Here is a 20468-nt window from a genome sequence, read left to right on the forward strand (position 1 = left end):
CCGCGCGGCGATTTTCGTAGGTTCGCGCCTTGCGAAAGCCGGCTTGCAAAACAGCGCAGCGAACGAAAATGGCCCCGGGTGGGACCATTTTCGTTCGCGCGAATTATTGATATGAGGCGTCGCTCTTACGCCTCGCGCAGCCAATCAAACGCGACGCGCGGCGTACCGTCCGACACATATACGATACCGGCGCGCTTAAACCCGGCCTTGGCGATGGCGCCCTGCATAGGCAGGTTATCTTGGTGCGTGTCGATACGCAGATGGTCGATACGCTCCTTGGCAAAGGCAAACATCGCAGCCGCGATACCGTGCGCGGTGCCGTCGGACGCCACGCGGTGCAGCACAGCATACGGAGTGTCGCTGCGCCATTGGCCGTCCTCAATTACGTCATAGCGCTCGTCCGGACCCGGTAAAAAGGCAAACGTCGCCACCACGCGACCGTCGACTTCACACACGTAACTACCACCGGCAGCGATATCGGCAGCCAGCTGCTCGGCAGAAGGCGTGCCCTCGGGCCACTGCGTGGCGTTGCCATGCGCACGCATAAAGGCACGGGCGGCGTCATAGATGGCCATGACGGCGGGAATGTCAGTATCGAGGGTTTTTCTGATCATCACGCGGCAACCTCACGTTTATTGGTATCACTTTGATTGGGCAATGATACCAGCGTTTGGAGAGAGGCGCGAAGCAGATGGGAAGCAAAAAGCGAGCCGCCTGGTCAAAGGCCAAAAGCGAGTTTTTGGGCGCTGCTACCGGCGGCGATATGAGCGACCTGTTTGCGCGCGAGGACGAGCGCCGCGACGCCCTGGACGCCGAGCGCGATGAAGCCTGGCGTTACAAGTCGTGCGAACGCAAAAACCGTTACGACACACGCGCCGAGGCCGAGGCAGTTATGGCCGACTGCGAAAACCGCGGGCGGCGTGGTTTGGCCTGCTACAAATGCGAATACTGCGGCGGCTGGCACCTGACGTCGCACCCTTGGAAATAGGCGCCGCATCGGCACGGCATTGACGGAGCGCCAGCCATCGCACGCAAGCTACGGGCGCGGCGGCACCAAAACATCGTAACGAACGGCCTTGCCCGCAAGTTGATAGCTCGGCTTAACGCCGGCAAGCAGCGGGCCCTTCACCGGCCGTTTGATAACGACTTTGCGCGGATGCACCGCAAGCGCTGCCTGGACCAGCGCCTCCTCATCGGCGCACGGCTGCTCCAAGTGATGCAGCAGCTGGAACTTCTTTTTCACCGCCGCGCTCTTGGTGCGCTCGGGAAACATGGGGTCCAGGTACACCGCATCGGGAGCGGCAAGCTCGCCCCGCCCGATCAGCTCAGCTGTATGGCGAAGGCCGGCAATGCTGTCCTCGCCCGCATGAAGGCGCATGCGAGCCACGGCAGCCGCAAGCGCCGGATCATCTGCCGCGCGATCCAGGGCATCCTTGAGGAGCGCCGCGATCACGCAATCCTGCTCATACAGATCGACGGTAAAGCCCGCGGCCGCCAGCAGCAGCGAATCCTCGCCAAAGCCCGCCGTGGCATCAATCGCCCATGGCCGCTCGATGCCTTTTGCGCGCGCAGCCTTTACCAGCAACTCTTGTTGCAGACGGCCCTGTTTAAGCCGCGGAAGCATGCGGGTGAAATCGGCGCGCAGCTCCATCGTGCCGTCGGTGAGCGTGAGGCCCTCGGACTTCCCGATCAGCTCAAGCCCCGCGGCCCGAGCAACAGAAAAGGGATCGACGACGCCCATGGGTACTCCTTAACAAGCAAAACGAATACGTGAGCGCCGTTTATACCAGCACCCAACCGTCCGCTATTGTCCCACATGCGACAAGGCCCACCGCCCATCGCAGAATGCGGGCATCTATTTAGCGGTAAAGTACCAAATCCTGTCAGGTATTGCCCTCCACCTCAACTCTCCGTTTACCTACCGCTTCGTGACCATTCCATTCTTGCCCGTCCGTATCATTAAAGGACTGAACATTCGTCGTGAGGAATGCAAATGGACCATTCAGTCACACGCCGAAAGGCCTGCCGGTTGGCAATCTCGGCAGCCGGAGCCACACTGGCAGCTGTGGTACTGCCAGCCTGCTCGAACAGTAATTCCGACATGTCCGGCAAGGCCAGGCTGAACGTAGGCGTCCGCTCGGATATCGTCGGGTTTAGTGAGCGTAATCCCAACAACGGCAAATACTACGGATTCGAAATCGACCTCGCTAACGAGTTGGCAAGCCGTCTTGGCTATGGAGGCTGTTCGTTTACATCCGTAACGCCCGAGACACGCGAAGAAATGCTTTCGTCGGAAAAAGTCGATTGCCTGATCGCGTGCTACTCGATAAGCGACGAACGCAAAAAGCTGTTTGACTTCTCTGCCGCCTATTACACCGACTCGGTAATTCTTGTTGTCGAAAATACATCGCTCATTCAATCCTTCTCCCAGCTTAAGGGCGGAACAATTGGCACGGTATCCGGAACAAACGCTGCACCTCAACTTGCCGCGAAGTTTTTGGAGCTGGGGCTTTCGGACGGCATCCCCCAGCAGCAGGATGCCAAGAGCGGCAACATTGACTACGACACATGGCATCTGAGCCAATATGCAAGCTACGCTGAGCTTTCCTGCGCATTGGAAGCCGGCGACGTCGACGCCATGGCGACCGATGGCGCAATTGCCAAAACCTATCTCGATGGCGAGCGTACCGTCCTGCCCGATTTTGGCATCAACCCACAGCGCTACGCCGTCGCAACGCAGAAGGGCTCTGAACTTTCACCCAAGGTTGCCGCCGAAGTACGCTCAATGCTCAAAGACAAAACAATCGATACGCTCATCGAGAAATGGAACTAAGGAAGTCCACCCATGTCCAAGCGACTAAAACAGAAGTCCGTGGCGCTTGCCATTGCCGTAGCCGTCTGCACGTTAGCGATGGGACTCCTACTCGCCTCGATGCAAACGCGTCTATCGCAAGAGGATTACGCTTTGGAATTCGATCGGGTTGCCGCCGAACTCCCCGATCTCGTTAAAACGGCCCAGTCGGAAACAAAAGACAACACCCAAACATTTGACGACCTGTATCGCACGCGTGCCGCAAGCATCGCATTTATGGCGGCCAACGATGCCGGTTATGAAGCGACCGATGCCAAAATGACCGAGTTCAAGGACCTGCTCAAGGTCGATAACGTTCTCATTGCCCGACGTGACGGCTCCATCGTCGCCAAAGCGGCTGACACCAAAGCCGATTTTAGCCGCGCCCGCTTCAACCAGCTACGTCAGTGCTTCGAGACCGGCAAGCCCTCCGATCCCGTTGAGGTCGATCTTCCCGATCAAGACTGGCTCATGCGATACTATGCCGCCAAAATCGATGACGACACCATGGTCATCGTAGAGCAAAATCCCCAAGAGCTGCACGCCCTTGTCAAGGACACCGGCTCGGCCGAGAGCATACTCAAGAACATCTCGCTCGGCAGCCACGGATATGTCCTCGCCGTATCGGCAAAAACGCACCTGATCACCTACCATCCCGATCAGAACATGATAGGTACCGATGCACTCGACAACGGCATCGACGTGGGCAATCTTGAGGACGGCAAGACATTCGTCACTTCCGTCAAAAACACAAGCCTGTATTGTCGCGTCAAGTTGGTCGATGACACCTATTACATTCTCGCCATTCCCGAAAGCGATACCGCCTCCGCGCGCAACATCACCGTAGGCGTCATCCTCTTTGCCTTCATAGCAGTCGTCGCCGCCGTGGCACTCTATGACCTGTTTGTTCTAGCGGATGACGAACATGACGACCACGACCATCACGAATGCGTCAAGATCGGTCGCGGCCTTCGGTTTAGCCCCTCCGTGGGCAGGCGCGCAACAGCCTTGTCCATTGCAGGACTCGTCTTACTTTTGGCAGTAACCTTCTATATGCAAACGCTCTTTGCCCTTTCGAGCCAGGCGACGGTCAACCGGGAGCGCTTAGAGCAGATTGATCAAACGCTCAAAAATAATGCGCTGCGCGAGGATGAGCTTACGAAGCAATATAGCGAGCACTATGCCACTACCTGCCACATTATCGCTTACATCGTTGAGCACAATCCAGAGCTCGCCACGCGAGCCGACCTGCACAGCATGGCAAAAACGCTCAACATCGAGTCAATTTATCTCTACGACGGCGACGGCAATATGACGAGCTCGAGCACGTCGCAGCGATCCTACAGCCTTTCGACCAAGTACGGTGACTCCTCCTACGAGTTCCGCTCGCTTTTGGGCGGCAAGGATGAATATATACAGCCTCTCTCTATCAACAGAACCACCGGCGAGACATATCAGTACATCGGAGTCGCACTCTACGATCAAGATGGCATTGCAGACGGAATCGTGCAGATTGCCGTGCGCCCCATGCGCTTAGAAGAAATGCTCAAGAGCACCAAGATCGACGCAGTGCTCGATGGCATCAAGGCGGGTGCCGGAGGCTTCGCCTTTGCAATCGAGAAAAAAGACGGTACCGTCGCATATCATCCCAACGACCTTCTTTTTGGGAAAAAAGCATCCGAAATAGGACTGACTGACGAGCAGCTTGCAGACGGCTTTAGTGACTTCGTCTACATCGACAACCAAAAACTCTACGCCTCCTGCTTGGAGACTGGCGACTATTACGTTTACGTCGCGGCACCCGAAGACTCCTTTATGCACCAGCGCGTTCCACTCACCATCGTAACTGGAATTGTCGCCGCCATTTGCTTTGCCCTTATCTACCCGTTGCTGACACTCGACACCCTAAAAGTCGAAGAAAAGCGTTCGAAGCACGAAGACGATTTCGCGACAAGACGGCAAAACATCACCGTCACGACGTCCGACGGCCGTGTCAAGCACAGCGAAAGCGCCATTAGCCGATGGCTCAACATCTCCTTTAAATGGGAGGACAAAACCCCCGAGCAAAAACTCGGCACAGTCCTTAAATGGTTTATCGGCATCGCGGTGTTTATCGTCTTTTTGGCCGTCTTGTTTAAAGACGCCCTGTTTGGCCCGCGTTCGGTATTTACCTATATCCTGGGTAACGACTGGCAGCACGGTCTCAACATATTCGCGCTCACCGCTTCAATCATGTACGCCTGTGTGGCTCTCACAGTGTGCGCAATCGCGCAGGCACTTCTTCGCATGTTGTCCAATGTACTTGGAGCGCGCGGCGAGACGATATGTCGACTTCTCTCGAGCCTGGCAAAATACGGGACTCTCATCGCTATGCTCTATTGGTGCCTCGGTGTTTTGGGCGTCGATACCGCAACGCTTTTAGCCTCGGCAGGTATCATCACGCTCGCCGTCTCCTTTGGAGCCAAAGACCTCATCACGGATATCTTATGCGGGCTCTTTATTATCTTTGAAGGCGAGTTCCGCGTTGGAGACGTCATCTCGGTTGGCGGCAATACCGGCACCGTTATGGAGATTGGTGTGCGAACCACAAAGATCAATGACGGCAACGGCAATGTTCTGCTCCTACGCAACAGCTCGATTTCGAATGTCACCAACATGACCAAACTTAATTCTTTTGCCAGCATAGACATCACCATCCCGGTGGGAGAATCTCTACCCTATGTCGAAAAGGTGCTTAAAGACGAGCTCAAAAGCGTGCATGACCGCGTTCCCGCCATTATCGATGGCCCCTTCTACAAGGGCGTGGTTGACCTTAGCAGCACCGCTATGACCATTCGCGTCGTCGCCACCTGCAAGGAGACCGATCGCGGCAGCGTTATGCGTTCTTTGCGCCGTGAGGTAAAGCTCATGCTTTCCCGCCGCGACATCGCCCCCTATCAACTCGTTTTCGATCATTGCGATGCCGACGAGTCCGCTCCAAGGGCAGCTACCGCCGAAGAACTCGCCGAAGCGGACGAGTTTAGCGAAGAACAGAAACTCGCTTCGCAAGACCTGGGTAACGAACCTACCAATCAGTAATTCATGGCACCGGGCAACACCCGCACGGTGCCATTAAGGCTCAAGGGAAAGGAACCGAACATGAGCAACAACCGTAAAGTCCTAAAGGTCATGTCCATCATCTATCTATTGGGAGGTATTTTTAGCATCGCCGCGGGCGCGTTGGCACTCACTGCGGCTTCGGGCGACGCCAGCGGCGATCTCTCGGTTTACAGCGTTGTCGTCATCGTGATGGGCATCGTCGAAATCATCGCTGCCGTGTTGGGCATCCGCGCCTCAAATAACCCCAGCAAGATTGGTGTCGTTTGGGTCTGGGCTATCATCTGCCTGGTATGCGCCGTTGTGAGTCTGCTGCTTTCCGAGCCCTTCTTGGGCGGAGTCGGCACCAGCGCTACCGATGTCACCGCCGTGGTCGTAAGTGCCGTGTACTTCGTTTTCGCCAACCGCGTTAAAAAGGAAAGCCAGGATCGCCTGAGCTAGGGTATCTGACCCGCCTGCACAGATTGCTGTATATGAAAGCCGCCCTCCGTTTCTCGAGCAGACAAGAAACGGAGGGCGGCTTGCTGTGGATAGTCTTTGCATTCACTCGATTGCCACGGCACGGCACAATCGACAGCATAATGCCAGACACAACCGAGCCGGCAGCGGCAAGCGCGTCAACGGATGTGCTAGCGAGCAGCAGACCCGTTGGTACAGCCCACCATGCGAATCAAGTAGTTCTCTACGACGTGATAAGCTTGGGACTTTTCATCTTTAAGGGAAACTAAGCACACCGGAACCGTCAGGGCCCCTTCGCCCACTATGGGAACAATCTCAAACCCACTAGCGACCTGACCGGGAACGGGAAGAATGGCATTTAAGAAATAGCCGCGCTCGACCGCCAAAAACGCCCCAACTTGAGCGGGGCTATCGATAACGCGCGTCTCACCTAGGACATCGCGGCTTTTGTACTGCCAAAAAATCGAGTTGTTAAAGCTATCGAACGCAGTCGACTGTCCAACCGGATAGGAACTCAGATCAGCCACAGTCACAAAGGGCCTCTTGCCGAGTGGATGGTCGGCGGCGACGAAAATACCCGTGGGCAGGGTTCCCAGTTGTTCGCAGTCATCATTGGTATTGTCATATGTACCCACCGTAAGCAAGGCATCGAGGCCTCCCTGCTCGAGCTCCTGCTGGGCAACTCCGGGATGCACAGTGCAAAACTTCACCCGCACGCGCACACCACGCATGATAAGCGCAGATAGCCCCTTATATAGCTTATCCTCGTTATCGAATGCGGGGGCGCACAGGCCAATCGAGAGTTCCGGTATCGTTTGCGGACCAGAGGCCGACGAGACGGTCAGGTCGCATCCAGACGGGTCAAAGTTTTCAACCTCGCGATATGCTTCGACGGCAGGGCGAGCCTTGGCATAAAAGCTGCGACCGGCCTGAGTCGGCCTGACACCGCTACTTCCACGCTCAAAAAACTGAACGTTAAAAAACTGCTCGAGCTCGCTAATTGACTTGGAAATGGCCTGAACAGTCACGTTGCGCTGGTGCGCCGCAGCAGTAAAACTCTTCGTCTCGAATACGGCGACAAAATAGCCGACCTGCTTGATATTCACCATTCGCCCCTAAAAAAATGCACAGTTTAATCCAGTTAAACAAAAACCTAGCACAGCGCAAGCGCCATCCCCGTCATGAGCGGAGCATTCAACTATTGGATGAACGTACACAGCACCTTGTTGAATTACAATATGCTTCGCGACATGCGTCATGCGTGCGCATCAAATACGTCATGTCCACTTCGGTGCCTTTGTCATCGTGGTCTACGACCTGTTCTTTGTTCAGCAGGCACACGCCGTTAAGGTCGAGAACAAGGACCGCCTGTAAGCGCCCACTTCTCACAACCTCTGCTATCAAGCAGCTAAAAAGGGCCGATCGCGTAGCAACGCGGTCGGCCCTTTACGTTTGCCCAGATAAAACCTGGCAAAATAAACCTGTCCCTTTTTGGCAGAGGCCGTTATGGCCGACTGCGAAAACCGCGGGCGGCGCGGTTTGGCCTGCTACAAATGCGAATACTGCGGTGGCTGGCACCTGACGTCGCACCCATGGAAATAGGCGCCGCATCGGCACGGCATTGACGGAGCGCCAGCCATCGCACGCAAGCTACGGGCGCGGCGGCACCAAAACATCGTAACGAACGGCCTTGCCCGCAAGTTGATAGCTCGGCTTAACGCCGGCAAGCAGCGGGCCCTTCACCGGCCGCTTGATAACGACCTTGCGCGGGTGCACCGCAAGCGCGGCTTCGACCAGCGTCTCCTCATCGGTACATGGCCGTTCCAGATGGTGCAAGAGCTGGAACTTCTTTTGACCGCCGCACTTTTGGTGCGCTCGGGAAACATGGGGTCCAGGTACACCGCATCGGGAGCCGCGAGCTCGCCCTGACCGATCAGCTCAGCTGTATGGCGAAGGCCGGCAATGCTGTCCTCGCCCGCATGTAAGCGCATGCGCGCCACGGCTGTCGCAAGCGCCGGATCATCTGCCGCGCGATCCAGGGCATCCTTGAGGAGCGCCGCGATCACGCAATCCTGCTCATACAGATCGACGGTAAAGCCCGCGGCCGCCAGCAGCAGCGAATCCTCGCCAAAGCCCGCCGTGGCATCAATCGCCCATGGCCGCTCGATGCCTTTTGCGCGCGCAGCCTTTACCAGCAACTCTTGTTGCAGACGGCCCTGTTTAAGCCGCGGAAGCATGCGGGTGAAATCGGCGCGCAGCTCCATCGTGCCGTCGGTGAGCGTGAGGCCCTCGGACTTCCCGATCAGCTCAAGCCCCGCGGCCCGAGCAACAGAAAAGGGATCGACGACGCCCATGGGTACTCCTTAACAAGCAAAACGAATACGTGAGTGCCGTTTATGTCGGCACCCAACCGTCCGCTATTGTCCCACATGCGACATGGCCCACAGCATCGCAATGCAAAGCACCGCCATCAATCCCGTGCACACGGCAGCGATCACAGAATCATCCATGCGCCTTCCCAGCGACCGCGGCTCACGCACTTGCCCTGCTCCGTACATCATGACTCCTCCTTGAGACCAGCTCCTTGTTACGGCCTCATCATCGCAGCGCCGCGCATACGCTGCCATCGATTTGACTTACGCCCAGCTTTCCTTTTTGAAAGGTTGGGTTTGGCTGCGCGGGCTCAATGCGCTTTCAAACGCATGCATCGCCGCGTTGAACTACAATGTGCTTCACCATATGTGCAGTACATTGGGTGCGCCAAGTTGGCGTACTCGTATCGAAAGGACCGGCCATGAGCTTCACTCGCAAGACTCTCAAAATCCTTGCTCTCATCTACTTTGTTTTGGGCATCGCCAGCCTCGTCACCGCCGGCGTCGGTATCGCCACGGGCGGTCTCGATTCCACGTACGGTTCGTACGCCACGCCCGCAGCGGTCGTGCTTATCGCCAAGGGTCTCGTCGACCTTGCCGCAGGCGTCGCCGGTATCAAGGGCGCCAACAAGCCTTCGCAGGTGGACGGCGCGTTTAAGCTCGGTATTGTTGCCGCGGTCGCCACGCTTGCCCAAGCGGTGCTCACGCTTCCCGCGTTTGGCGGCGACGCCATCAACTTTGGCGCCTTTGTCATCGTGGTGTACGACCTGTTCTTTGTTCAGCAGGCGCACGCCGTTAAGGCCGAGAACAAGGACCGCCTGTAAGCGCTCGCTTCTCATAACCTCTGCAGTCAAGCAACTAAAAAGGGCCGATCGCGCATCTCCGCGGTCGGCCCTTTACGTTTGCCCAGATAAAACCTACCAAAATAAACCTGTCCCTATTTGGCAGGTTGTTAGCTGTGGCGGTACTCGGCGATGATGAAGTCGATGTCGGTTTGAAGGGTATCCAAATTTGCCAGGCGCTCTTTGTCGGCAGGGCGCGTGCGGTAGTAATACGGCGTCATCTGGAACACCGCCTCGATGTCGGCCTGGGTCTGAAGCGTAATATTCGCAGACACCCGCTGCGTTCCGGCCAACTCGAGCTCGGTGGTCTTCGGCAGCTTCTCATCGTTAAGATACGGCGTGTCGTAGAGTACCTCCTTGAGCCCAAACAGATGACGGGCGCCCGGCACCACGGTGTAGAGCGAGCCCTCTGGCGCCAGCACGCGGGCAAACTCACGCTCGTTAAAGGGAGCGAAGAGCTCGGTCACCATATCGAAGGCGCCATCAGCCACGGGGATATCCTTCATGTTGGCCACGAAATAGGTCGCGTCGCCGCGCTTGGCGGCAAGGCGCACCATCTCTTTGCCCAGGTCGAAACCGTAAGCATCCACCCCCGGCACCGCGCCCATGGCGCTGGTGTAGTAGCCCTCGCCGCAGCAAATATCGAGCAGCGTCATGGGGCCGTTCGTAGACGCAGCGCACCCAGCCGCCCGCTCACGCACCAGCTCGACCATTGCATCGCGCAACGGCGCATAGTAGCCACGGTTTAGAAAGTCACGACGACTACGCGCCTGCGACTTAGGATCGCCCATAGAGTCGCCGCTCTTGGACGAGCGCAGTAGGTACAGATAGCCCTCGCGCGCACGGTCAAACCGGTGTCCGCCCGCGCATGCAGCACCACGCTCGTCGTCCACCAGCGGCTCATGGCAAACGGGACACAACAACATGGCAACTCCTTAGCGCGAACAACACAACGCCCACCATTGTCGCACGCCTCCCCCACCTAGTCATTGGGGACGTACGTAAATGACTAGCCGTTTAAGAACGTCCCCAATGACTAGGCGAATAGGAGTATCATCGTCTGCGCAAATAAGCATTGAAGCGCATATAAGAGATTGAGAGCGTATGGCTGATACCGCATCTAAGCACATTGACATGACCACCGGATCGCTATGGCGCAATATTCCCCTGTTCGCCTTCCCCGTGGCCGCCACGAGCATCTTGGAGCAGCTGTCGAACCTCATCGCCACGGTCATCATCGGTAACTTCTCGGGCGACCAGGGAACCCTCGCCATGGCGGCGGTCGGCTCCAATGTTCCGCTTACCAGTCTTATGCTCAACCTGTTCATTGGCATGTCGCTTGGCTCCAACGTGGTCATCGCCAACGCTATCGGCCGCAACGATCAGAACATGGTCAAACGCGCCGTCCATACCTCGATTTTGATGGCGCTCGTGGGCTTTGTCGTCATCGCACTGGGCGAGGTCTTTGCCGAGCCCATGCTCGCCGCGCTCAACGTTCCCGCCGAGACCATGCCGCTCGCTTCGCTCTACCTGCGCGTCTTTTTGCTCAGCATGCCCTCGATCTTGCTCTACAACTTTGAGGCCGCGATTTTCCGCTCCGTCGGCATCACCCGCATGCCGCTGCAGGCGCTTGCCGTGTCCACCGTCCTCAACATTGGCCTGGACCTCATCTTTGTCCCCGTACTCCACCGGGGCGTCGCGGGCGTCGCCATCGCCACCGCCATCGCCTACACCGTCAGCGCCGCTACGCTCTTTATCCGCCTACTCAAGACCGACTCCGTCGTCCGCGTCACCCCACGCGACCTGGCTATCGACCCCGTCGCCCTCAAGCGCATCGTCAAGATCGGCCTGCCCGCCGGCGTCCAAAGCGCTGTCTTTGCCGTCGCCAACATCATCATCCAGTCTGCCATCAACAGCCTGGGCACCGAGGTCATGGCCGCATCGAGCGCTGCCATGAGTCTGGAGTACGTGTGCTACAACCTGCTCAACAGCTTTAGCCAGGCGTGCACCACCTTTGTGGGACAGAACCACGGTGCCCGCCAGATCGACCGCTGCACCAAGACGCTCACGGTCTGCCTGGTCGAAGGCGGTATCGTTGCGCTCACCACGATCATCGTTATTGTCGGCCTGGGACGCGAGATCTTGTCGCTCTTTAACAGCGACCCCAACATCGTCTCGATCGGCTATATCCGCGTGTGTTCGATCTTCCCGGCGTACGCCTTTAGCATGTTCTACGAAAACATGTCCGGCTACCTGCGCGGCTTTGGTATCTCGCTCACGCCCGCCCTCATCACCATGATCTGCGTCTGCGGCATCCGCTTCTATTGGGTGTTCTGCGTGTTCCCGCACTTCCGCACCTTTGCGAACATCATGATGGTCTACCCCATCAGCCTGGGCACCACGGCGTTCTTTATGGTCGTGGCGGTACTACTTTGCCACCCGGCACGCACCTATCGCGCCACCCAAGCCAAAGCGACGGCCCGTTAAGCACCGCACTCAACGCCACGTCAGTCATTTATTGACAATATGCGAGCTCATATAGTCGATAAAGCGCCTCGTGGCGATGGGCATGGTATCCCAGCTACGCCAGGCTGCCACTACGTCGCGCGAGGGGGCGTGCGCGATGGGACGTACGCGAATATCGGCCCGCATGCCCTCAACGGTACGACGGTAGAGCATGCTCACGCCCAGGCCCTCCTCCACCATCGCCATGATGGTGTAGTCGTCGGTCACCTCACTCGTCACGTGCGGCGACAGGCCATACGCCGCGAATGCATCGAGCACCAGGCTCTGTTCGCCCTCATCCAGCAGCACAAACGGCTCGGACGCCAAATCGGCGAGTGTCACCTTTTCCTTTGCCGTCAGCGGATGCGCGGCCGGCAACAATGCTACCAACTCGTCGTGATAGACCACACGCTTCTCGAGCCCAGCGGTAAATCCGCGTGCCGTAAAACAAAAATCAACCACGCCATCGTGCACCCACTGGGCGTTGCGCGTGTAATCGCCCTGCTTGAGGGTAAAGTGTACGCCCGGGTGCAGCGCACCAAAGTCGCGAATCACGCGCGGCAATACGGTGCGGCTCACGTTGGTAAACGTCGCGATACGAATATCCGTCGAGGAGAGCCCCAGCAACTCCTGACGTTTGCCCTCAAGCTCGGCCTCGGCAGTTACGATCTGTCGCAGATACGGCAGGTACTGCTTGCCGTCGCGCGTAAGCGACACGCCCTGCTTGCCGCGCTCGATAATCGTAGTGCCCAGCTCGCGCTCGAGTGCCTTGACGGCCTGGCTCACCGCGCTTTGCGTGTAGCCCAGCTCGTCCGCCGCGCCCTTAAGACTGCCGCGATCGACCACTATACAAACAATCTGATACCGCGATGCCATCGTGCCTCCACATCAATGCAGCCGTAAAACGTTTTGCCAGCGCTTTTCGCACATACTTCAGCATTTCTTAATCATACTGAAGATACATTCGCTTTACTACATCCACATCTGAGAGCAGAATCCTATTTACGAAACCGTTCTGTAACAAAAGGAGTCCCATGGATCGCAAAAAAGCAATCGCGCTCTCATTTTCCGTTCCCGTCGCATGGGGCTTTTCGTACCCCCTTATGAAGATCGGCATGGACAGCATGAACGCCACGAGCATCGTCGCGCTACGCTGCATCATCGCCTTTGTGGCCTGCCTGCTGCTCTTCCACAAGCACGCGTTGCGCATCAACCGCGACCTTATGGTCCGTGCCGCCATCATCGGCGCCATCATGGCAACCGAGCTCACCTGCATGTGCCTGGGCTCCAGCCTCACCTCCGCCTCCACTGCCGGCTTTTTGCAGAGCCTGACGGTCGTGATCGTGCCGTTTGCCAACGCCGCCCTGCTGCGTCGCGCCCCCGAGTGCAAAGTGCTCGTCGGCACCGCCATCGTCACCTGCGGTATGTTGCTGCTCTCGGGCGCAGACTTTACCAGCCTGAATCCCGGCGCGATCATCATGCTGCTCTCGGCCTTTATCTATGCCAGCCACATTATCGTGGCCAAGCGCTTTGTCGAAGAAGTCGATCCGCTGGCTCTGGGCGTTTGGCAGCTGGGCTTCGGCGGCCTGTTCTCGGGCATCGCCGCATGCGTCTTTGGCGGTTTCACACTTCCCAGTACGCCCAGCGAGATCGTGGTCGTCGTCGCGCTCGCACTCATCTGCTCTGCCTACGGCTTTATCACCCAGACGCTCGTGCAGCCCCACGTGCCCGCCGAGACCACCGGCTTCGCCTTCTCGCTCGAGCCGGTATGCTCCGCCGTCTTCTCGTTCTTCCTGGTCGGCGAGGTCCTGAGCCCCATCGCCTTCTTTGGCGCAGCCCTCATCCTAACCGGCGTCATGGTGGCAACCGTCGAGCTTCCGCGCCTCCGCGCACATGGACAGGCTCGCATGGCAGGAGCGCCCGAGCACGTCTCGTAGATCCTACTCCTTATGCAGCCGCGACACAAAGGCAACCGGTGCGCCTTTACAATAGATGCCAACAGAGCATCTGCCATAAAGGAGCCCCATGGACACCGCAACTCGCGACCGCAACATAACAACTTGGCTGGGCGATGCGCCGCAGCCGGTACGTGACACTACGAACCAGCTGCTCGAGCGCATCGCCCTTTTGCGTACCGAGCAGACTATCTACCCGGCACAAGACGACATCCTCAATGCCCTCGCTTACACGCCGGCCGACCAGGTCAAAGTTGTCATCTTGGGTCAAGACCCTTATCACGGGCCCAACCAGGCAATGGGGCTGTCGTTCTCGGTCCCCGCGACGCAAACCAAGTTGCCGCCGAGCCTGCGCAACATCTACAAGGAACTCAATGCCGATCTGGGCTGCCCCATTCCCGCCACGGGAGACCTAACCCCATGGGCACAACAGGGCGTCCTACTCCTTAACACTACGCTCACCGTGCGCGAGCATGCCGCCAACTCGCACGCCAAACTGGGCTGGAGCACGCTCACCGACTACGTTATCGAACGCTGCTGTCAGCTGCCCCAGTCGGTCGTCTTTTTGGCATGGGGCCGCTTTGCCCAGCAGATGGTCGAAGGTAAGCTCGTCGCAACTGGCGCGGGCAAGGCAACCGACAAGTTCTGTCTGGCCTCCACGCACCCCTCGCCGCTTTCGGCCAACCGTGCCACGGCAGAACTCCCCGCCTTTATGGGATCGCGCCCCTTCTCGGCAGCCAATCGGCTACTCGAACAGCACGGCTCGACCCCCGTCAACTGGACTTGCCTCGGCTAAAAATCGATACATCAAAAACGCGCCCGACAGCTTTCCATCGGGCGCGTTTCCTATTCGGGCCAAATAAATTGTGTGCGGCCGGCCTCGCCGCCATCGATCAGCAGGCTCTGCCCGGTCATAAACCGGTTGGTCACGCCCACAAAGTAGATCCACTCGGCGATCTCTTGGGCGGTGGCCCAGCGCTTAAGCGGCGTGAGCTCCATAATCTGGTTCCACAGGTGTTCGTCTTCCATCACGCAACGGTTAAGCGGCGTGATAACGCCGCCCGGGTCCACACTGTTGGCGATGGCCTGCGGTGCCAGGCGGTTTGCAAGGTTCTTGGTGTAGGCGATAACGCCGCCCTTGCTGGCGGCATAGGCGGGAAACTCCGATCCCGTATGCCCGCTCGCCGACCCCACATTGACCACGGATTTGATAGACGGCGCCGGCCTGGCGACAAGCCCCTCCCCCACAAAGGCGTAGCGCTCGGTCACGTTGATGGTGCCATACAGGTTGGCGGCGATGTCGTCTGCCGAATCCTGCGTACCGGCAACGTTCACGATTACCTGAGGCTCAAGGTCACCTGGAAACGAGTTAGGCTCGCGAACATCAACGATCAGATGGCGGTAGCGCTCGTGTTCGATCGCCGCCGGCAGCAGGTCAAAGCCCACGACCTCGTAGCCCTCGTCCAAAAAGCGCCGCACGCATGCAGCTCCGATACCACCCGAAGCGCCCGTGATCAAAACCCGCATACTTGCTCCTTAGGCGGTTGCGTGGCGCTCGAGGTACTCGGAGCCCACATTCTCGCGCTCCCAGCCGCGCACGACCTTGTAGCCCACGGGGCTCAGGAAGACCTCGCACAGCAGCTCGGCAACAGCGCCGGTCAGCGAGCACATGAGGACCTGCACCCAGGTCCAACCAAAGAACGTGTGGCTCACCACGATGGCGAAGACCAGGTTGTCGATAAACTGACCAACGCCCGTGGAGACATAGGAGCGGAAGGCAAAGCTCGCAAAGTTATTCTTTTTGAGCATACGGCCAAGCGACTGGTTGAGCGTGGAGTTAACCACGGCAGAAACGAGCATTGCCAGCGAAGAGCCCAGCACCACGTACCAGGTGCCGCCGATGGTGGCGTTAAGGGCGGTGTTGACCTCGATCATGCCCGTGTCGTAGTAGGCGCCCCACATGCCGGGCGTGAGCGAACATGCCCAAAAGCACAGGCTCACGGCCAGGTTGACCAGCAGCGCGAGGATAGAGATTTTGATGGATGCCTTGGCGCCAAAGCGCTTGCAGATCATGTCCTGGCACAAAAACGAAACCCAGCTCACCACAAAGCCACAGTCGAGCGCCAGATACGGCAGGCTGATGAGCTCCTTGTTGGCCAGCAGGTTCATCATGATGACGCTCACGAAAAACAGCGAAACCGTTGCCGCGGGAATGCTCCGCAACAGGACCTTATAGTCCTCCATGACCTTCTTGATCATTATGTACTCCTTTGGTTTTAGGTTTAACGAGCAGGATATCGGACCCGAACTGCTCGGACGTCTCGGTCTTGAGACGACGGTGGGTATGATAGCCGCTCGCGCGGCATCAGGCAAGCAAACGGCGCGACAGCCCCGCCAGGCCACCGCGCCGGCACACTAAAACGCTACGTTGCCAAACTCCGACAGGATCAGGTCGGGGTTGTGGTCGGTTGCCCAATCCACGTTCCACGGGCTCGTGAACAGCAGCAGCTTACCGCCGCGCATGTCCTCGACACGCAGCGTGTCGCGCGTGAGCGAAAGGCCCGGGATATCGATAGTGTCGGGGTCGTTCTGGATCCAGCGGATGTCCGTATAGGGCAGCGGCTGGCGACGAACCTCAACACGGTACTCGGCCTTGAGACGGCGCTCGAGTACCTCAAACTGCAGCACGCCGACCACGCCCACGATGACGCTCTCCATGCCGGCACCCAGTTCGCGGAAGATCTGGATGGCGCCCTCCTGGGCAAGCTCCTCCATACCCTTAACGAACTGCTTGCGCTTGAGCGTGTCGACCTGCGTAATGCGAGCGAACATCTCGGGGGCAAACGTCGGGATCTGCGGATACTGCACGTGGCGCTTGCCGGAGCACACGGTGTCGCCGATGCTAAAGATACCCGGATCGAACAGGCCTACGATATCGCCCGCGTACGCCTCGTCCACGATGGCGCGGTCATCGGCCATCATCGAGGTACCCGTAGCGAGCTTAAGCTTGCGGTTGCCCTGCACGTGGAAGGCATCCATGCCGCGCTCGAACTTGCCCGAGCAAATGCGCACAAAGGCGATGCGGTCGCGGTGGTTCTTGTCCATGTTGGCCTGGATCTTAAACACAAAGCCGCTAAAGTCGTCGCGGCAGGGATCGACCGGTTCGCTGGTGAGCGTATCGGTATAGGCGCGCGGCGTCGGGGCCAGACGCAGGAACTCCTTCAGGAAAGGCTCCACGCCAAAGTTGGTAAGCGCCGAGCCAAAGAACGCCGGGCTCAGCTTGCCACAGGCCACGGCATCCAAATCGAGCTCGTCGCCGGCACCATCGAGCAGCTCGATATCGTCCATCAGGTTCTTATGGTTTTCTTCGCCGATGAGCTCGTCCATGGAAGGATCGCCCAGTTCGGCCTCGACCTCGGCGACCTTCTTGGTGGCGTTGGCGTGGCCGTCGCCCTCAAAGGCGATAACGCGACGGGTCTGACGGTCGAACACGCCGCGGAAGTTGCGGCCGCTGCCGATCGGCCAGTTCATGGGATAGGTGTTGATGCCCAGAACGTTCTCGATCTCTTCCATGAGCTCAAACGGATCGCGAGCCTCGTGGTCGAGCTTGTTCACAAAGGTGAAGATGGGAATGTGGCGCAGCGTACAGACCTTAAAGAGCTTCTTGGTCTGGGCCTCGACGCCCTTGGCGCCGTCGATAACCATGACAGCGGCGTCGGCAGCCATAAGGGTACGGTAGGTATCCTCCGAGAAGTCCTGGTGACCGGGGGTATCGAGGATATTGACGCAGGCGCCGTTATAGGTGAACTGCAGCACCGAGGAGGTGACGGAGATACCGCGCTCCTTCTCGATGTCCATCCAGTCCGAGACGGCATGCTTGGCCGAGCTCTTGCCCTTGACCGAGCCGGCGGTCTGAATGCTGCCGGTATAGAGCAGCAGTTTCTCGGTAAGCGTGGTCTTACCGGCGTCCGGGTGGCTGATGATCGCGAATGTGCGGCGCGACGAGATTTCATCCGACAGGCTTGCCATGCGGATCCTTTCTTGCATTGAGTGCATTACGTCGATGTAACCGCACTATTGTAGCCGCGAAATCTCGCTCTAGGGCGCCTATCAGGACAAATTCATCAGTCAGAACGTGAACGGCTAGTTATCGAAAGTATTCTGCAGCAGACTGTCTCAATCTGTAACAGCAGGCGACTCAAAACGGACCCAGATGTTACAGATTGAGACAAACGAACTTGTCCGCCGGCACAATCTCAATCTGTAACACCTGACCGCCCAAATTGGGTCTAGCTGTTACAAATCGAGATAAACGGAAAGGCAGGCAGCCAATGTCTCGTTCTGTAACATCTAGCCGCGCAAATCGACTCTTACTGTTACAGATTGAGACAAATAGGCAGGCGGGAAAATAACATCTCAATCTGTAACAGCTGGCGACCAAAAACGGACCCAGATGTTACAGATTGAGATTGTTTTGGAGCAAGCGCGGCGCCGATGGTCTATTCCACATTTAGCTCTTGCATAACTGTGCATAGTGTATATATACTGTGCTTACCGGTTATATACACGTGTAGCCCAACAGCTAAGGAGCCGCTGTGGACATCATCCTATCCAATTCGAGCGATAAGCCCATCTACGAACAGATATCCTCGCAGGTCAAAGCTCAAATCCTTTCGGGCACGCTCACTGCGGGAGCCAAACTCCCCAGCATCCGTGCGCTCGCGAGCGATCTTGGCGTGAGCGTCATCACCACCAAGCGCGCCTACGCCGACCTAGAGCAACTCGGGTTTATCTGCACCGTGCAGGGCAAGGGCTGCTTTGTCGCCGAGGGCAACCAGGAACTCTTGCGCGAAAACCAGCTCTGCCATATCGAAGAGCTACTTGCGAAAGCGGCGAGCCAAGCCGAAACCCTGGGCGTCACGCGCGACAAACTGCACGAGATGCTCGACCTGGTAGCCCCCGAAACCATGCAGTAGCCATCTGAAAGAAAGGCTATACCATGCAAAACCTTTTAGAACTCAAAGGCATCTCACGCCGTGTGAGCGACCGCTTTTCACTACGCGACGTCACGCTCGCTGTGGAGCCCGGCCAGATCGTTGGCTTTGTAGGCGCAAACGGCGCCGGCAAGACAACGACCATTCGCGCCGCGCTCGGGCTTATAAAGCTCGATGCCGGCGAGGTGCACCTGTTTGGGCAGCGCTGTGGCGCCGACGCGCCCGATGAAACGCAGCGTTGCCTGCGCACTCGTGTCGGCCTCGTGCTGGACACATGCCCCTTCCCTTCCACACTCAAGGTGACCGAAGTTGAGGCACTCGTAAGCCCGGCATACCCCACCTGGAGCCACGACACCTTCTCCAGCCTCATCGACCGATTTGGCCTCGATCCCAAGGCAAAGGTCAAGGACCTCTCCCGCGGCATGGGTATGAAGCTGCAGCTCGCCTGCGCGCTCAGCCACAATGCCAAGCTGCTCGTTTTGGACGAAGCCACCGCGGGCCTCGATCCCATGGCACGCGAGGAACTGCTCGATGTTCTGCTCGCCTTTGTCGCCGACGGCCAGCGCAGCGTGCTGCTCTCGAGCCACATTACGTCTGATCTCGATCGTGCTGCCGACCGCGTCATCTGCATCGATAACGGCTCGATTGTGTTTGACCTGCCACGCGAGGACATTACCGACCGCGCCGGCATCGCCCACTGCACCCAGGCACAGGCCGCCGAGCTCATGGCTTGCGTCGAAGGCACCCGCGCCGCCCGCCACGCCTACAGCGTGGACGTGCTCGTGCCCAACCACCGCGAAGTGCTCGAGGCCTTCCCCGAGATTCCCTGCGATCGGGCAACCATTGAAGACTATCTTCGCTTCATGCTGAAAGGGGCTTTGAAATGAAACGCGCCATTATGTCCGAGCTTGCCATCGTTCGCACGCTCGTCCCGAGCATCGCAGGTGTCGGCCTGTTCATCTTCGTCGTGCTGACCGCCGTCAGGGCATCGAATGGTGATTCCGATATGAGCGCCGCCGGCGCCTTCGCGATCAGTGCCATGTCGCCCATCATGGCCATGACGTCGCTGGCCGGGCTCGACAACCAAAACGGATGGGAGCGCTATCGGGCAACGCTGCCCATCTCACGCAAAGACATCGTCAGCGCACGCTACCTGTGCATCGCTATTTTCTCGGTCATCATGACGTGCGCGGCCGTGCTGTTGAGTATCGTCGCCATCCCGATCTTAAACAGCGTGGGTATCCCCTCCACGGGAGAGACCGTCTTTGAGACCGCAATCGCCTCGGCAATATCGATGCTTTTCTCCCTCATGGCGGTGTTTTTGGTACTGCCTCTGTTCTTTCGATTTGAACACATGAAGGCGCAACGCCTATCCGTTGGTCTATACGCCCTAT

General features: G+C 58.1%; 19 protein-coding genes and 1 pseudogene. 11 read left to right on the forward strand and 9 right to left on the reverse strand.

The features are described from left to right. Window positions 1-125: 125 nt before the first annotated feature. Window positions 126-614 carry a GNAT family N-acetyltransferase gene (locus tag AB5405_RS01120; RefSeq protein WP_368137289.1) on the reverse strand — a complete coding sequence of 163 codons (489 nt, stop codon included), beginning with the start codon at window positions 612-614 and terminating at the stop codon, window positions 126-128. A gap of 77 nt (window positions 615-691) precedes the next feature. On the opposite strand from AB5405_RS01120, the gene AB5405_RS01125 reads away from it, so the two are divergent. Next, window positions 692-988 (forward strand): hypothetical protein, encoded by a 297-nt coding sequence (locus AB5405_RS01125; protein WP_055310006.1) that lies wholly within the window; start codon window positions 692-694, stop codon window positions 986-988. A 48-nt stretch (window positions 989-1036) separates the two neighbouring features. Here the strand turns inward: AB5405_RS01125 and AB5405_RS01130 are convergent, their stop codons facing one another. Continuing rightward, entirely contained in the window at window positions 1037-1741 is a 705-nt protein-coding gene (locus tag AB5405_RS01130) for a class I SAM-dependent methyltransferase (RefSeq protein ID WP_368137290.1), read from the reverse strand. A gap of 246 nt (window positions 1742-1987) precedes the next feature. Here AB5405_RS01130 and AB5405_RS01135 point away from each other — a divergent pair, with 246 nt between their 5' ends. From AB5405_RS01135 to AB5405_RS01145, 3 genes are read left to right on the forward strand one after another with little or no spacing between them, the layout of a single operon-like run. Next, a complete protein-coding gene (locus AB5405_RS01135) occupies window positions 1988-2833 on the forward strand; it encodes a transporter substrate-binding domain-containing protein (protein WP_368137291.1) in 846 nt (281 codons plus the stop codon). A 12-nt stretch (window positions 2834-2845) separates the two neighbouring features. Further along, on the forward strand, window positions 2846-5929 hold the full coding sequence (locus tag AB5405_RS01140) for a mechanosensitive ion channel domain-containing protein (protein ID WP_368137292.1): 3084 nt from the start codon (window positions 2846-2848) through the stop codon (window positions 5927-5929). Between the two features lie 60 nt (window positions 5930-5989). Beyond that, the gene (locus AB5405_RS01145; RefSeq protein WP_368137293.1) at window positions 5990-6388 is read left to right on the forward strand and encodes a hypothetical protein; all 399 of its coding nucleotides are present in this window, start codon (window positions 5990-5992) and stop codon (window positions 6386-6388) included. 188 nt (window positions 6389-6576) lie between these two features. Here AB5405_RS01145 and AB5405_RS01150 read toward each other — a convergent pair whose 3' ends face one another. After that, window positions 6577-7512: a LysR family transcriptional regulator gene (locus AB5405_RS01150; protein WP_368137294.1), complete on the reverse strand. Its 936-nt coding sequence runs from the start codon at window positions 7510-7512 to the stop codon at window positions 6577-6579. 544 nt (window positions 7513-8056) lie between these two features. Further along, window positions 8057-8760: pseudogene (locus AB5405_RS01155) on the reverse strand (class I SAM-dependent methyltransferase). 440 nt (window positions 8761-9200) lie between these two features. On the opposite strand from AB5405_RS01155, the gene AB5405_RS01160 reads away from it, so the two are divergent. Beyond that, window positions 9201-9602, forward strand: a complete 402-nt coding sequence (locus AB5405_RS01160) for a hypothetical protein (protein ID WP_368137295.1) — start codon at window positions 9201-9203, stop codon at window positions 9600-9602. Window positions 9603-9730: 128 nt separating this feature from the next. Here the strand turns inward: AB5405_RS01160 and AB5405_RS01165 are convergent, their stop codons facing one another. Further along, window positions 9731-10546 carry a putative RNA methyltransferase gene (locus tag AB5405_RS01165; RefSeq protein ID WP_368137297.1) on the reverse strand — a complete coding sequence of 272 codons (816 nt, stop codon included), beginning with the start codon at window positions 10544-10546 and terminating at the stop codon, window positions 9731-9733. Between the two features lie 178 nt (window positions 10547-10724). On the opposite strand from AB5405_RS01165, the gene AB5405_RS01170 reads away from it, so the two are divergent. Then, window positions 10725-12107 carry an MATE family efflux transporter gene (locus tag AB5405_RS01170; RefSeq protein ID WP_368137298.1) on the forward strand — a complete coding sequence of 461 codons (1383 nt, stop codon included), beginning with the start codon at window positions 10725-10727 and terminating at the stop codon, window positions 12105-12107. Between the two features lie 24 nt (window positions 12108-12131). On the opposite strand, the gene AB5405_RS01175 is transcribed toward AB5405_RS01170, so the two are convergent. Further along, window positions 12132-13001: a LysR family transcriptional regulator gene (locus AB5405_RS01175; protein ID WP_368137300.1), complete on the reverse strand. Its 870-nt coding sequence runs from the start codon at window positions 12999-13001 to the stop codon at window positions 12132-12134. Between the two features lie 158 nt (window positions 13002-13159). Between AB5405_RS01175 and AB5405_RS01180 the strand changes: the two genes are divergently transcribed. Both AB5405_RS01180 and AB5405_RS01185 read left to right on the forward strand, forming a co-directional pair. Continuing rightward, the gene (locus AB5405_RS01180; protein WP_368137301.1) at window positions 13160-14062 is read left to right on the forward strand and encodes a DMT family transporter; all 903 of its coding nucleotides are present in this window, start codon (window positions 13160-13162) and stop codon (window positions 14060-14062) included. An 88-nt stretch (window positions 14063-14150) separates the two neighbouring features. Further along, a complete protein-coding gene (locus tag AB5405_RS01185) occupies window positions 14151-14876 on the forward strand; it encodes a uracil-DNA glycosylase (RefSeq protein WP_368137302.1) in 726 nt (241 codons plus the stop codon). 50 nt (window positions 14877-14926) lie between these two features. On the opposite strand, the gene AB5405_RS01190 is transcribed toward AB5405_RS01185, so the two are convergent. From AB5405_RS01190 to AB5405_RS01200, 3 genes are all read right to left on the reverse strand, one after another. Beyond that, the gene (locus AB5405_RS01190) at window positions 14927-15607 is read right to left on the reverse strand and encodes an SDR family NAD(P)-dependent oxidoreductase (RefSeq protein WP_368137304.1); all 681 of its coding nucleotides are present in this window, start codon (window positions 15605-15607) and stop codon (window positions 14927-14929) included. 9 nt (window positions 15608-15616) lie between these two features. Next, complete coding sequence (locus tag AB5405_RS01195; protein WP_022093974.1) at window positions 15617-16339, reverse strand: VUT family protein; 723 nt, start codon at window positions 16337-16339, stop codon at window positions 15617-15619. 156 nt (window positions 16340-16495) lie between these two features. Continuing rightward, the gene (locus AB5405_RS01200; protein WP_055286676.1) at window positions 16496-18109 is read right to left on the reverse strand and encodes a peptide chain release factor 3; all 1614 of its coding nucleotides are present in this window, start codon (window positions 18107-18109) and stop codon (window positions 16496-16498) included. Window positions 18110-18675: 566 nt separating this feature from the next. Here AB5405_RS01200 and AB5405_RS01205 point away from each other — a divergent pair. The 3 genes from AB5405_RS01205 to AB5405_RS01215 all read left to right on the forward strand — a co-directional run. Continuing rightward, entirely contained in the window at window positions 18676-19056 is a 381-nt protein-coding gene (locus tag AB5405_RS01205; protein ID WP_055309996.1) for a GntR family transcriptional regulator, read from the forward strand. Window positions 19057-19079: 23 nt separating this feature from the next. Next, window positions 19080-19961, forward strand: coding sequence for an ABC transporter ATP-binding protein (locus AB5405_RS01210; RefSeq protein WP_368137305.1), 882 nt, complete (start codon window positions 19080-19082; stop codon window positions 19959-19961). Further along, a partial coding sequence (locus AB5405_RS01215; RefSeq protein ID WP_368137307.1) for an ABC-2 transporter permease occupies window positions 19958-20468 on the forward strand: 511 nt, incomplete at its 3' end. The genes AB5405_RS01210 and AB5405_RS01215, both read left to right, overlap by 4 nt.

It is taken from the genome of Collinsella aerofaciens, from assembly GCF_040920445.1.
Lineage (GTDB): Bacteria > Actinomycetota > Coriobacteriia > Coriobacteriales > Coriobacteriaceae > Collinsella > Collinsella aerofaciens_BH.